The organism is Calyptranema fuscum S582 (assembly GCF_055793305.1).
Genome location: NZ_JBSLYH010000040.1, coordinates 38,913 through 52,067, shown reverse-complemented (window position 1 = coordinate 52,067; position 13,155 = coordinate 38,913). Strand labels below are relative to the sequence as shown.

11 protein-coding genes are annotated in these 13,155 nt (G+C 50.5%); 5 read left to right on the top strand and 6 right to left on the bottom strand.

The annotated features are described in order from the left end of the window. Nucleotides 1-34: 34 nt before the first annotated feature. Complete coding sequence (locus tag ACR6Z4_RS23320) at nt 35-541, top strand: GUN4 domain-containing protein (protein WP_479719729.1); 507 nt, start codon at nt 35-37, stop codon at nt 539-541. Between the two features lie 130 nt (nt 542-671). On the opposite strand, the gene ACR6Z4_RS23315 is transcribed toward ACR6Z4_RS23320, so the two are convergent. Further along, nucleotides 672-1,058, bottom strand: coding sequence for a response regulator (locus ACR6Z4_RS23315; RefSeq protein ID WP_479719728.1), 387 nt, complete (start codon nt 1,056-1,058; stop codon nt 672-674). Between the two features lie 202 nt (nt 1,059-1,260). Here ACR6Z4_RS23315 and ACR6Z4_RS23310 point away from each other — a divergent pair, with 202 nt between their 5' ends. The 3 genes from ACR6Z4_RS23310 to ACR6Z4_RS23300 are packed head-to-tail and all read left to right on the top strand — an operon-like array spanning nt 1,261 to nt 4,855. Then, nucleotides 1,261-2,082 carry a WD40 repeat domain-containing protein gene (locus ACR6Z4_RS23310; RefSeq protein ID WP_479719727.1) on the top strand — a complete coding sequence of 274 codons (822 nt, stop codon included), beginning with the start codon at nt 1,261-1,263 and terminating at the stop codon, nt 2,080-2,082. Between the two features lie 11 nt (nt 2,083-2,093). Then, a complete protein-coding gene (locus ACR6Z4_RS23305; protein WP_479719726.1) occupies nt 2,094-3,059 on the top strand; it encodes a GUN4 domain-containing protein in 966 nt (321 codons plus the stop codon). Beyond that, entirely contained in the window at nt 3,056-4,855 is a 1,800-nt protein-coding gene (locus tag ACR6Z4_RS23300) for a purple acid phosphatase family protein (RefSeq protein WP_479719725.1), read from the top strand. Before ACR6Z4_RS23305 ends, ACR6Z4_RS23300 begins: the two co-directional genes overlap by 4 nt. Before the next feature lie 78 nt (nt 4,856-4,933). Here the strand turns inward: ACR6Z4_RS23300 and ACR6Z4_RS23295 are convergent, their stop codons facing one another. Further along, a complete protein-coding gene (locus tag ACR6Z4_RS23295; protein WP_479719724.1) occupies nt 4,934-5,101 on the bottom strand; it encodes a hypothetical protein in 168 nt (55 codons plus the stop codon). Between the two features lie 97 nt (nt 5,102-5,198). Here ACR6Z4_RS23295 and ACR6Z4_RS23290 point away from each other — a divergent pair, with 97 nt between their 5' ends. Beyond that, nucleotides 5,199-5,705: a rhodanese-like domain-containing protein gene (locus tag ACR6Z4_RS23290; RefSeq protein WP_479719723.1), complete on the top strand. Its 507-nt coding sequence runs from the start codon at nt 5,199-5,201 to the stop codon at nt 5,703-5,705. A gap of 170 nt (nt 5,706-5,875) precedes the next feature. On the opposite strand, the gene ACR6Z4_RS23285 is transcribed toward ACR6Z4_RS23290, so the two are convergent. From ACR6Z4_RS23285 to ACR6Z4_RS23270, 4 genes are all read right to left on the bottom strand, one after another. Next, on the bottom strand, nt 5,876-6,922 hold the full coding sequence (locus ACR6Z4_RS23285; protein WP_479719722.1) for a DUF2927 domain-containing protein: 1,047 nt from the start codon (nt 6,920-6,922) through the stop codon (nt 5,876-5,878). Nucleotides 6,923-7,488: 566 nt separating this feature from the next. After that, nucleotides 7,489-9,624 (bottom strand): ATP-binding protein, encoded by a 2,136-nt coding sequence (locus ACR6Z4_RS23280; protein WP_479719721.1) that lies wholly within the window; start codon nt 9,622-9,624, stop codon nt 7,489-7,491. A gap of 504 nt (nt 9,625-10,128) precedes the next feature. Further along, entirely contained in the window at nt 10,129-12,699 is a 2,571-nt protein-coding gene (locus ACR6Z4_RS23275; RefSeq protein ID WP_479719720.1) for a GAF domain-containing protein, read from the bottom strand. 53 nt (nt 12,700-12,752) lie between these two features. Beyond that, nucleotides 12,753-13,154: a response regulator gene (locus ACR6Z4_RS23270; RefSeq protein ID WP_479719719.1), complete on the bottom strand. Its 402-nt coding sequence runs from the start codon at nt 13,152-13,154 to the stop codon at nt 12,753-12,755. Nucleotide 13,155: the final 1 nt, after the last annotated feature.

Sequence of the window (13,155 nt, the reverse complement as noted above, 5' to 3'; positions counted from 1 at the left end):
GGGCAGACTTGTAGCAGTGCATTGGTACCGTCCTATGACTAGTTCAAGCCCTTACGAAGGTTACACCAGCGTTGACTGTACTCAGCTCGAAAAATACATGAAGTCTGGGTTATGGCGGTTAGCAGACCAAGAAACCCGCAAACTCTTGTATAGTGCATCAGGTGTTTCGCCGTCCGATCAACAATATGGCATTCAAATCAACCAAATTCCCTGTGGTGATTTGCTAGCGCTCGATCAGCTGTGGGTGAAATGCAGCAAGGGGCGATTTGGATTTAGTGTGCAGCAACAACTGCTGGCTCCATTGCTGGCAAAGTACTACAGCAAAACCGAAGCCTGGAACCGATTTGGCGACAAAGTTGGCTGGCGGGTCAACCACCTTTTGAAGCAAAATTATTGGAAAAAACACAGCGAACTTACCTTTACCCTGCAAGCGCCAGTTGGGCATTTTCCCCACATGGGCGATAAGTTTGGCATCTTGACGATTGAACAGTTAACTCAGCATCTAGAGGCTTGCAAAAATCCTGTGTTGCCCGACGAGTAAACGTTATGGCATTACCTACTCAGAACCCGGATGGTGCTGTGATGCAAAGCAACGCTTTTCATCACAGCACTGGCTCTAACCCGCCCTATAGAAACGAGGGCACCCATCCACGACTGGATAGCTCTCATTCTTAACTCCTAATAGAGGCACCCCAGCGGTGCAGTAAGTCTCTCAAATCTTGCATGCGAATGGGTTTGCTGAGGTAATCATTCATGCCAGCATTCAGACATTTTTCGCGATCGCCAATCAGAGCATGAGCCGTCACCCCGATAATGATGACATCCCGGTGAGGATCGGCTTGCTGGCGCAGTTGCCGTGTTGCTTCATACCCATCTAAAACAGGCATCTGACAATCCATCAGCACAATGTCATAGGGCTGTTTCGACAGCTGCTCTAACGCTTCTAACCCATTATCAACCGCATCTGCTTGATACCCCAAATGCTTCAGCATTTGTAAAATCAAATTCTGATTGACCTGTAAATCTTCTACGAGTAAGATGCGGATGCCTGAGTTCATACAAGAATCCATGTTTAAGAACAGGATATCTGCAAAAGTGTCGGATTTATTTCTCAGGATACAGTATTAGTTCAAATCCTCAAGGTCGTAGATTAAATAAAACCCAACTCTTTTTCAGAGAGCGACGGTGGAGCCATCACATCTCGGCAGGCGTAGCATCTGGGCAAGGATTTTCGAGGTAGATCAAGGATTTCTCTGACCCATGTTGATTCCCCATTCTTCCCAACCCAGTGCCCAGGATGCGGTTTTGGGTGGACAGGTAGCAGTTCCGGCTGGGAGCCTGGTTTTGGGTGGGTTGGAAGGCGTAAAACGCCGCCTGAACAGTGCGATCGCCCCCGAACGGGTGGCAGCGATCCGAGACGCCGTGACCTATGGCACAGCCGGGTTAAAGCTGGTGATTCGCCTGTTGGATGATCCCTCGTTATCCGTACAGAAAGCCGCCTATGCTTGCTTGCGCGATCGCCCAGAACGCTTTGTTAACAAGGCTTTAAAGGCATTCAATCTCTACCCACTGGTCGATTGTCTGTATTCGTTAACAGGACATCAGGGTGGCATTACCGCGATCGCCCTCAGTCCTGATGGCAAAACCCTGATCAGCAGCAGTCGCGATCGCACCATCCGGGTATGGGATCTGGAGGCACGGGAAGAACAGTTTGTCATTCATGAACCGTCTTTGATTTTCACCATCACCCTCTGTGTGGATGAACACATTTTTATTACCAAAAGCAAAGACCATTGCTGTAAAGTCTGGAGCTTGCGCAACGGGCAAGCCATCGATCTTCCCTGGGATGATCTGGAAACGGTTCGCCCCCGTGGTATTGCCTCGGTGACGCTGACCGCCGGACATCATCTGATCAGTGGCAGCCAAAATACGATCCGGATCTGGAATCTCCAGCACGGCAAAGAGGTACGGGTTTTGCGCGGGCATACTAGTTTGGTCAGTGCGGTTGCCGTCAATCCTGACCCGCTGCTTTTGGCGAGTGGCAGCGAAGACCGAACGATTAAACTTTGGGGCGTGGGCTGAGGTAAAGAAGCGTGGCAAGACACTCCAGACGACCCGGAAAATCGGATGCAGTATTGGGTGGACGGGCGATCGCTCCAGCGGGTGGGGTGGTGCTGGGTGGGGTAGCTGGGGTGCAACAACGGCTGCGTAGCAAGTTGCTAGACCAGCGGTTAGGGGCACTGACGGAAGCGTTGCAACACGGACAGGCGGGCTTAGATCTGTTGATCTTGGCATTAGAAGATCCGGTGGAAGCGGTGCAACAGCGAGCCTATGAATTATTGCGCGATCGCTCTGATCCTGCGGTGCAAACAGCGCTGCATCGCTTTTTGCTGGCTACTGTGAAACGGCAATTAACCAGCTCCGACGTCGATCACCGTATTGATGCCCTGCCCGATGCCCTGGATCTGGGCGAAGCGGGGGTAAACCTGGTGATCCAAAAATTAAGAGATCCAGCAGATAGCGTGCAAAAGGCAGCTTTTTTATTACTCAAAGACCATCCCGAACCCAGAGTCCAGAAAGCGATCGCCCTATTTTCCAGCCAGGGGATCAACTACACTCGCCTGCGAGATTTATTAGCGGCACGCAATTGGCGATTGGCAGATCAAGAAACCCGTAAGTTGCTCTATAAAGGTGGTGGACTTCAGCCCACCGATGTGACCCGCTTTCCTCTGTTTGCTGACTTTCCCTGCGAAGACCTCCAGATGATCGATCATCTCTGGCTGCAATATAGTAAAGGGCGATTTGGCTTCAGCGTCCAGCAACCGATCTGGCACCATTGCCATCAAACCTTTTGGGATAAAACGCTGATCTGGAGTACGTTTGGCGATCGCGTTGGTTGGCGGGTTAACCATGTGCTAAAACCAAACCACTGGAAGCGATACGATGAACTTACCTTTACCCTTGAGGCTCCTCCAGGTCATTTACCCCATTTAGGCGATCGGTTTGGGATTTTTACCATCGAAGCGATCGCCAATCGCATTGCCCAATGTGACTTATGATCTTTTCGCGCTATTCCAATGGTCGCGTTATCGTGACGGCGATCGCCCTGTTTACTATTGCCGCCTATGCGGTGATGCTATTCAACGCCATCCCCTGGAACCCTCGACGATCGAGTTTAACCTTACTCACCGATCCATTTTTGCAACTGCCAACGGCTGATTCTGTCAGGGTCGTATGGTTTACAGAATTTGAGGGCGATCGCCATGTGGTTGAATATGGCGACCAGTTCGCTTCGACCGTCACTGCCACAACGTTCCCACTCAGTCGCGTCCGGGAAGACCAGAAATCGCGGGTGGGTGAGCAAGTCGAGGAAGGACAGCGGTATCACAAACCTGTAAAACGAGCCATCTGGCGGCATGAAGCGATCGTCACAGGCTTGTCTCCTCAGGTGCGGCTGCCCTATCGAGTGGTCAGTACTCAAGCGGATGGCAGTCGGGCAGTCAGTGATCCTTTTACCCTTGCCGCATCACCTACGGTGGGTCAACCGTTGACCATTTTGCTGACCTCCGACCACCAACTCATGCCGATGACCCCTGCCAATCTGCAAAAAGTTGTGGAAACAGTGGGACGGGTGGATGCCGTATTTATGGCGGGGGATCTGGTGAATGTCCCCGATCGCGCATCCGAATGGTTTGACGATAATCGAGGCAGTGCCTTTTTCCCCGCGCTCCAGGGGCGTGCCCACTACGAACTCGATCGGGATGGTCAGAAAACGATCTATCAGGGTGGGGCGATCGCACAACAGGCACCCTTATTTACAGCGATCGGCAATCATGAGGTGATGGGACGATGGGCTTTATCCACTGACTTAGGTGAGCAATTCAACGATCCCATTCCCAAACAAGTGGCTGCCCAACTGTATACGCTCAATGCAGCGCAGATTAACCCCACAAATGATCCAACTATCAGCGAAGCCTGGGTGAAAGATCATTCCTTTAATACAGACACCTATGAAGAAATTTTTTCCTTACCAGAGACGAGTCCAGGCGGCGAAAAATACTATGCCGTCAGCGTTGGGGATGTCCGGTTAGTCGTCTTATTGGCAACCAATATCTGGCGTGTTCCCAGTCTAGATCCGCGTGCCAAAAGTCGTTATCGAGAACGCGATGGTGATCTTGAAACCCCAGAAAAGTGGGGCTATGGGCAACATATTTTTGAACCGATTCTGAGCGATAGTCTGCAATACAACTGGTTAAAACAAGAACTCAACAGCGCTGACTTTCAACAGGCTCGTTATCAGGTTGTGATGTTGCATCATCCGCCCCATTCGCTGGGTGACAATATTGTGCCGGCATACACTGACCCCACGCAGTTGATCGAGCGCGATCGCACCGATCACATTCAATCAGTGCGCTATGAATATACGTTAGAAGAAGATTACTTGATTCGAGATGTGGTGCCGTTGCTAGAAGCGGCAGGTGTTGATCTCGTGTTTTATGGGCATTCTCATCTGTGGAATCGGTTTCTGAGTCCCAACGGGATGCATTTTTTAGAATCCTCGAATGTGGGCAATACCTACGGTGCCTATGTAGGAAAAACTCGCCGCCAGATTCCCATCGGCTTTAAGCAAACCTATGCGCCCAACGGCGATCCAAATGGTCTAGACCCGATTGTGCCAACCCTGGCTCCCCTGTTAGATGAAACAGGCAACCCCCAAGCCTTTATTGCCAGTGACGACGTTACCGTATTCAGCCTATTGGATACAGGCATGGGAACCGTCAGCAGTTACTATTTCGATACGCGCCAGCCCGATTCACCCACCGTTTTATTTGATCAATTTGAGTTGCGGCGGTGAATCAGAGCGATCGCCATGCGAGTTGCCCCAGTATCAAGGGCAAGTTCCGCGAGTTTGCGCACGGCAGCAACAAGAGAGTTAATGCCCTCTCAAGCCGCAATTAAGTGCATAACTTGGGTAGGTAGGGTTTGAATACTGGAGGTCAGAGATCCAGTCCAGGTCAAAAATTTTGTCACGGGTGCGTTTGTCATCGCCACTAAAGGGGGAAATCTGGCTCAGTCCGCTGACTGATTTACGTTCTGCCACAGGGCAGATCCTGAGATCGCTCTCCCCCTGGGAAGAGGGGTAGTGTTGCGCACCTTGTTACATTTGCTAGACAACGTTACTGGATTGATAATTTACTATGGCAGACCTACAAGACGCGCTTAGAAAAACGAAAGACAAACTCCCTGACGTCACTCCGACGCCCCCAGATTTACATACTCATGCCAGTGCTCATGAACTCAAGTCCCGCTTGAACTGGGGTGAACCTGCACTAACGATTCTGGATGTCCGCAGCCGCGAAGACTTTAACTACTGCCGTATCTCGGGCGCACAGACAATGCCAATGGATACGCTGGTTGAGCGGGCACAGTCTAGCCTGGAGCTAAGCCGTGACATTTACGTTTATGGTGCAGACGATGCCGAAACTGCTGAGGCAGCTGGACTATTGCGTCAGGCTGGGTTCCGCCGAGTGGCAGAACTACAGGGCGGTGTGGCTGCGTTCCAGGAAATCAGTGGTCCGATCGAAGGCATCGCAAGCAGCGAGCAAAACCTCAGCGCAGGTGCTTTCAACGTGGTCTCTCGGATGCAAGAGTTTGCAAAAGAAAAAGCCAAAGGAAAAGATCAGGATCGGGCAGCTCGCAATTAGTCCTGTCTTCGGAAACTTGTGAACTAGAGTGACCCTGAAGCTGGGTAAGGACATGGCATTGCCATGTCCTTACTCTTTTTATTTCGGCTTGCGGTTGCCCTGATCTGCTGGATTACAGCCATTTTCGGATGGGTCAGCCATAGCGTAAGGGCAAAGCCTATGGACGAGTTTCAGTGATTGTCGCGAATCAAAACGGAGTTTTTTAACAGGCGATCGCAATTAGCGGACTCAGAACCAGAGCGATCGCCCTCTATTTCAGCCGTTGAGCATGGAAATTGTTGGTCTTCAACCTGCAAGCGGCTCAAAACCCTGACGACTTGAGGGCGAGTCATTCCCGCCTGAATATCTGGATGATAGAGCAACGCAATCAGCGCCTTATCGATTTCAGAATAGCTCGTGGTGGTTGTCCAGGGGGCATAAAAAATGCTATCGGCGTAGCGGTTAGAGTCATTCATTAACCCCAGCGATTGGGTTAGCTCTTCCCGAATCAGATGCGACCTTTCTTTCTGCGTCACATGGGTGGTGGAAATTAAAACGTTTGCCCGATCGAGCTGGTCATGCTCCCACCAGGTCCAAAAAAAGCCGTAGTTGAGGGGTTCGTAGTTGGTTTCGTAGCGCTTAAATTGGGCTTCAGGCACAAAGTAAAGGTTGATGGTAGGCGAGGCGTTCGTCGAGTTCCGGGGCGATCGCAGAGTCATATCCAGCTCAATCGTATCGACCAGACCGTTGATGTCTGTAACCACCGCTCTCAGCGTATTGAGGTCTTCTGCGGTAGGAAACCCATAGACGTTAATTTGAATATGCCCATGCCACTTTTTAATTTCAGGTGTGGAATCGCCAAACTCTGACCCCAGCGCGACTTCTAGAAAATAACGAATTTCTTCGGGTGTAAAACGGTGAGAGGGGTAATCTGGCGAATGGGTTGCCGCATAATGGCGGTCAGGTTCAGCCTGGGTATCTGGTTGACCCGGATTTTGCTCGTCGGGCGGCAATGGGTTTACCCGGCTATGACGTTGCGGTTGCAAGCCGAGCAACAGAGTGTTGAGCCAAACTGGGGTGAGTTGGGCAGTTGCCAAAATGAGTTGAGCGATCGCCACAATGCCAACGCTAATCAGCACATTCACAGCCGTGACAGATCCCAAAAGCCGTCGCTTAGCACGTTTTGGGGCAACAGCTTGAGGGACACGGCGATCGCGGCGTATGCGCTTCACTCGCATAAAGATGCCTGGTAGTGGCTATAAACCACGATAGTATGGCTGATTTGCCCAACTGAACAGCCTGAAAGCCATAGACGTGAGGAAATTTGACAGGGCGATCGCATTTTCCTTTTTTACTATAGTACAAATGATCTAATTTGGCAGATCTACGGAAGGTTAGGACGGGGTGCAGGGGTGAAACCCCTGCGTGGGGGCACAGCCTCCACCCCCCTAGTGTCCTAACTGATTGCGTAGAGCCGATAACGTCGATGATTTGCTGTAGGGGCGAACGGCTGTTCGCCCCTACAAACGATCCAATAGTCGATCTGATTTAATCTACGATCCTCATACCGATTTAATGTGAAGCTAGCGCCTTATTCAACCCCCGGCTGTCGCCGTCCCCCTTGCCAAGGGGGACTACAGGGGGTTCTAGTTTGGCGCAACTTCATAAAAGATTGGTATCAGTCGTCATCTACCCGTCAACCCGGCGGAGAGACGCGTCTCTAAATATTATCCCATCGTAGGGTTTGGCAGCAGCACCCACCCCCTCTGTTGCACCCTTGGGAGGTTGTCCGCTTTGCAGAGCTTTAACTGGGAATATTGACGATGAAGCAGCTACCATGACCTTCCTGGCTCTCGACCGTGATATGCCCCCCATGAAGCTCTACCAGCCGTTTTGCCAGCGCTAAGCCGATGCCAATTCCTTCGTAGTTACGACTCAGGCGGTTGTCGAGTTGGGTAAAAAATTGGAACAGGTGTTGCAAATTTTCTGGAGCAATGCCAATGCCGGTATCTTGGATGGAAAATTGCAAAAACAGATTTGTTAAGGGATTGGGAGAAGAACTGACCGTCCGCGCTCTGACTGCCAGGGTAATCGTGCCACCTTTTAAGGTAAATTTGATGGCATTTTCTAACAACAGGGTGAGCACCTGTTTCATGCGATCGCTATCGACTTGAACGATATTGATCTCCGGTGAAATATAGGTTTGTAGTTGAATCGACTTCGCCTCTGCCTGAGATTGGATGGCTGTCAAACTGGCGTCGCACAAATCTTTTACCAATACTCTGTGGCGATTGAGTTTGATTTTACTGGCTTCTAAATCGACCAGTTCGAGAATGCTGTTGATCAGCGTTAGCAGGTGCCGTCCGTTGTTAATGATTTTGGATACTGCTTTGGTTTGGCGAGGGTTGAGGCTGCCAAAAATTTCTTCTTGTAATGCATCTGCCATGCCCAAGATGGGGTTGAGGGGAGTGCGGAGTTCGTGGCTCATCATCCGCAGAAATGCATCTTTGGCTTGATTGGCGCGATCTAAATCCTGATTAATAGCTTGCAATTGCTCATTGCTGGCTTGCAATGCTATGTCAGCTTGCTTCTGTTGCGTGATGTCGATGGTGATGCCAATCAGCCGGATTGCTTTTCCGGCGGCATCTCGAAAAATCTGCCCAATTTCGGCAACCCATTGGACGGCATCGGTACTGATCACCCGATAGTTAACTCTAATCTCAGAATTGCCATTTTCTATAGCTTGAGAGATGTTCTGCGTCACCTGGTCGCGATCGTCTGGATGAATGCAAGCTAACCAGGTTTCATAGCTCGGTTCTACGCTGGGATCAAGCTTGTAGAGTCCATAGTACTCAGGTGACCAGATCAGCGTATTCGCTTGCAAATCCCAATCCCAGACACTGGATTTGCTGGCAGACTGAGCCAACCGCAATCGCGCTTCACTTTCTTGCAGTGCCAGTTCTGCCCGTCTTCGTTCAGCCAGTTCGGTCTGGGCTTGCTGATAAAGGCTAGCTTGCTGAATGGCACCAGATAAGTGAATGGCAACTTGTTTTAAGAAATTTAGTTCTTCTACTTGCCAGTCATGGGGAGCGGCACAATGATGGACAATCAGCAGTCCCCAGAGAGACGGGGTTGGGGTTGAATCCGGCTGGTCTGGAACATATTGCAGAATGGGCACAACCAGATTGGCTTTGATGGCAAAGCGCTTGAGTGATTCCCGGTGGCAGTCGGTTAGATTGGCTTGCTCAATGTCTGCGATCGCCCAAGGACACCCAGTCCAAGCGACCAAGTCAGCTCCCTTTTGCTGAAAGCACGTGTCTTGAATTTGTTGCCCCAAAACGACGGGATACTCTGCTACGGTCGCTTCTGAGACGATGGAGCCACTCCAACTGGGTGCAAACTGGTAAACCAATGCCCGATCCGCTTGTAAAAAACGGCGCACCTCTTGAGTAGTACCATCTAACACACTTTGCGGATCGAGGGATTGGCGCATCCATAATGCCATCTCGATTAAAACCTGCTGTTGTTCTTGCTGGCGGCAAAGTTTCCGTTTGAGTTGAACTTGCTGAAAAACACTCCGCATCAGTTGCGGCAGATTGGTGTGCGCGATCTGCTGTTTGTCGAGATATTCTTGGGCACCGAGTTTGAGAGACTCTATGGCAACGGCAGTGTTGCCTACATCGGTCAACATAATGACGGGCAAGATTTCAGTGGGTTGCTGCTGCCGTAGCTGTCGTAAAAACTCTAACCCATCCATATCTGCCAGTTGATCATCGAGCAGAATGATATCTGCTACATTGTTTTGGCACCAAATTAGAGCCTCTTTGCCATGGTCAAACTCGATGATCTGATAGGATTGTTGGTCATCCCGATGGAGAAAGCGATCGTAAGTCGCGCGATCGCCATCGGCATCATCTATTAACAAAATAGTTTGAGGCATGGCGCACAAAGCTGAGAGTATGGGCACTGTTTATACTTAATTATTCCCCTACTCTGTGTGCCTGAAGGAATTTAACGTAGAAGAAGATTTTTTATATTTTCTCACTCTATAAATATCGATTTGATAAGTGGAAGATACGGAAACACTTTCTCCCAGCCCTTCCAGACTAAAAACTATCCGTTGATCTGCCATAGTCCGTACTTATTAAAAAAATACTATTTTTGTATTAAACATCACTATTTCTGAGAATTGGGGTATGTCGCCATGAGTAAGGTAGCAACTGCGGTTGAGGTTTTTCATCCTGAGAGAATTTTGAGTGCCTACAACGTCAACAGGCTAACAGAATGGGTCAAAGGGTTTTTACACGTATCCTGTCGCAATCCCATAAAGGAGCGCTCAATTGGGGCAACCGCTTGCCTATGCCTTCAAGGTAGAGAAAGAGTTTGAAGAAACTTTGAAGTCAGGAGATCGCTGTGGGCAATGCTTTTCGATGCCTCATTGGTTTCAAGCTTTGAGCTGTTGCTGTAAGGTGAGGAGTACCTCTGGGGCAGTAAAGGGTTTCAACAAGCAATGGTTAACCTGAAGTCCCATCTCGGTAAGAGTTTCATGGGTGGTTAAGCCACTGGTGGCGACAATTTTAAGCTGCGGATTGATGGTTTGCAGAGTGCGAATCGCCGCGGCTCCATCCATTGTAGGCATCATGATATTCATGAGCGCGAGCTGGATATCTTCCTGATGTCGGGTATAGAGTGCAATCGCTTCAATCCCATTACTTGCGGTCAGCACTTGATATCCGTATGCCTCCAGCATCGTTTTGGTAGCCTCCCGAATGGCGTCTTCATCATCTGCCAGCAAAATCCACTCTCCTGACCCATGCGGAAAAGCCGAGATAACCGATGACTGCGGTTCGCTGGCTTGTACTGCTGGCAGATACACTTTGAACTTGGTGCCGTTCTCTACCTGGCTAGCGACAGTTACAAACCCGTGGTGGTTTTTGACAATGGTCATCACTGTAGATAACCCCAAGCCTGTACCTTGACCGACTGCTTTGGTGGTGAAGAAAGGGTCAAAGATGCGATCGAGTACGTCTGACGCTATGCCAGCGCCTGTATCGGTAATCGTGAGCACGATATAAGTGCCTGCCTGCGCGCCCCAATTGAGGCGGATATCCTGTGCTTCAAGCTCACAATTCTCAGCGCTGATGCGGAGTAGACCACCGTTGGGCATGGCATCACGGGCATTCACACACAGATTCATGAGCACCTGATGCATCTGGGTCACATCGCCCCAAATAGCCCATAGCTCGTTCGGCACATCGGTTATGACATTGATGGCTTTCGGAAAGGTTTCCTCAGCAATGTGTTTGATTTCGTAAATGAGATGTTTCATTTCTAGGAGCGATCGTTCGCCTTCGGTGCCGCGGGCAAAGGTCAGAACTTGCTTCACCAAACTCGCGCCCCGTCTAGCACTTGCTTCAATCACCTCCAGCCAATGCTGGCGCTTGGCACTCTCAGGCTGCATTTCTAACAGTGGCACTGCCATCAAGATGGGTGCCAGCACATTATTTAAATCGTGGGCAATACCACCTGCTAGAGTTCCAATGCTTTCCAGGCGCTGAGTGCGGAGAAACTGCCGCTCCAACAGCGTTTTCTGGGTAATATCTGTATTTACAATCAAAAAGGCTTTCGGTTGCCCATTGGGGTAGCGTACCAGGCTCCAACGGCTGGTAACAATCACTTCCTGCTGCCCCTTTGTGCGTTGGGGCAACTCGCCCTGCCAAGCTCCGTGGTCAAGGACGATCTGGTAGATGTCTTCCAACTGGGAGTATGGCTCTCGATACAACACTTCAGTCGCCGATCGACCGCACACTTCCTCGCTTGACCAGCCGTATAACCGTTCTGCCCCCTGATTCCAAAAGATAATGTGATGGTTAAGATCCCGCACAACAATGGCATCCATAGCTACATCCAGCAGCATTGCCTGCTCTTGCAGTTGGGCTTGGGCGTGGATGCGGTCTGCAAGTTCAATTTGGACTTGTTGATAAAGGGATGCCTGATGAAGGGCGATCGCCACCTGGTCTGCCAGTAGCTTCAGCAATTGAATTTCGTCTTCAGACCATTGGCGCGGCTGGGCACATTGTTGGGCAATCAACAAGCCCCACAGATGCCCCGTTTGAATAATGGGCACTACCAGATTCGCCCGCACATCCAACTGCCTGAGAAACTCAGCATGACAAGGCTGAATGCTACCGTCATCAATATCAGCAATGGCACTGACTCGTCCATCAAAATATTTCTGAATGTAGTCGGCTTGAAAACAGGGATCAACCAAGTGTCGTCCTAAAGTTGCCTGCCAATGGGCATCGACCGACTCTTGCACGACGTATCCTGAACCATCTGGTTCGAGTTGAAAAAGCAACACCCGATCGGTCTGCAACACCTGCCGGATTTCAGTGACGGTCGTGGTCAGAATCGTTTCCAGATCAAGAGATTGGCGAATGCGTTCCGTCACCACTCGCACTAATGTTTCCTGCTGGACTTTCTGCTGTAAGCGACGTTCGCTTGCTTGCAATACCGCCAAATGGCGGCACAACTCCAACTGGCTAACCACCTGGCGACTGAGCACTTGCAGTGCCTGCATTTGTTCAGAGCTTAGTTGACGAGGTACTTGATCGATCACACAGAGTGTACCAAGGCAATAGTGGTCTGGGGTCGTTAACGGGATGCCTGCATAAAACCGGATGTTGGGATCGCCAGTCACCAGCGGGTTGGTCGCAAAGCGCTCATCCAGGAGAGTATCTAGCACAACCAGGGGTGCTGCCTGCAAAATTGTGTAGTTGCAAAAGGCGATCGCGCGGGGTGTTTCTGAGACCGTTAAGCCGACTTTCGACTTAAACCATTGTCGATCGTGATCGAGTAGAGAAATCAGGGCGATCGGCGTCCCGCAAATTTGAGCCGCTAATTGGGTTAAATCGTCATAAGCAGCTTCAGCGGCTGTATCCAGAATCTGGTAACGGGCGAGTGCCTCTAATCTGGCAAGTTCATCGGCGTTGTACTCAGATTGTTGCGGACTCATAGTTACCTGTAAACGATCACCTTCAAATGTCCGTATCTGAGTCTTGCAGAGATTCATAGACAGTCCTCCCGGTGTTCTAACGCCCACCCCAGCAAGTCTGCCACTTGCTCAACCAAATCAAGTGGGTCAAAGGGTTTGGCGATCGCGCCGACCACTCCCAAAGCGTCACAGCCACCGGGGTCAGTAAAATCACTCGCGATCGTCAGCAGCACGACAGGAATCGCTTTTGTGGTCGGACTGGCTTTCAACTGGCGCAGCAGCGTAATGCCATCAATGTCTGGCATCAGCACATCCAGCACAATCGCATCGGGCTTTTTTGCCAGGGCTTGCTCTAAGCCTGCTTGTCCAGAATTAGCCGTGATGACCGTCCACCCAGCCAACTCCTCAAAGCAGCTTTGCACCACTTCTTGCACTGCCGCTTCATCGTCAATGACTAAAATTTGTTTGGTGGACACA

Coding starts and splice junctions, on each gene's coding strand:
- ACR6Z4_RS23320 (WP_479719729.1), top strand. CDS start 35: ATGACTAGTTCAAGCCCTTACGAAGGTTACACCAGCGTTGACTGTACT.
- ACR6Z4_RS23290 (WP_479719723.1), top strand. CDS start 5,199: ATGGCAGACCTACAAGACGCGCTTAGAAAAACGAAAGACAAACTCCCT.
- ACR6Z4_RS23275 (WP_479719720.1), bottom strand. CDS start 12,699: ATGAGTCCGCAACAATCTGAGTACAACGCCGATGAACTTGCCAGATTA.
- ACR6Z4_RS23315 (WP_479719728.1), bottom strand. CDS start 1,058: ATGAACTCAGGCATCCGCATCTTACTCGTAGAAGATTTACAGGTCAAT.
- ACR6Z4_RS23310 (WP_479719727.1), top strand. CDS start 1,261: ATGTTGATTCCCCATTCTTCCCAACCCAGTGCCCAGGATGCGGTTTTG.
- ACR6Z4_RS23285 (WP_479719722.1), bottom strand. CDS start 6,922: ATGCGAGTGAAGCGCATACGCCGCGATCGCCGTGTCCCTCAAGCTGTT.
- ACR6Z4_RS23280 (WP_479719721.1), bottom strand. CDS start 9,624: ATGCCTCAAACTATTTTGTTAATAGATGATGCCGATGGCGATCGCGCG.
- ACR6Z4_RS23300 (WP_479719725.1), top strand. CDS start 3,056: ATGATCTTTTCGCGCTATTCCAATGGTCGCGTTATCGTGACGGCGATC.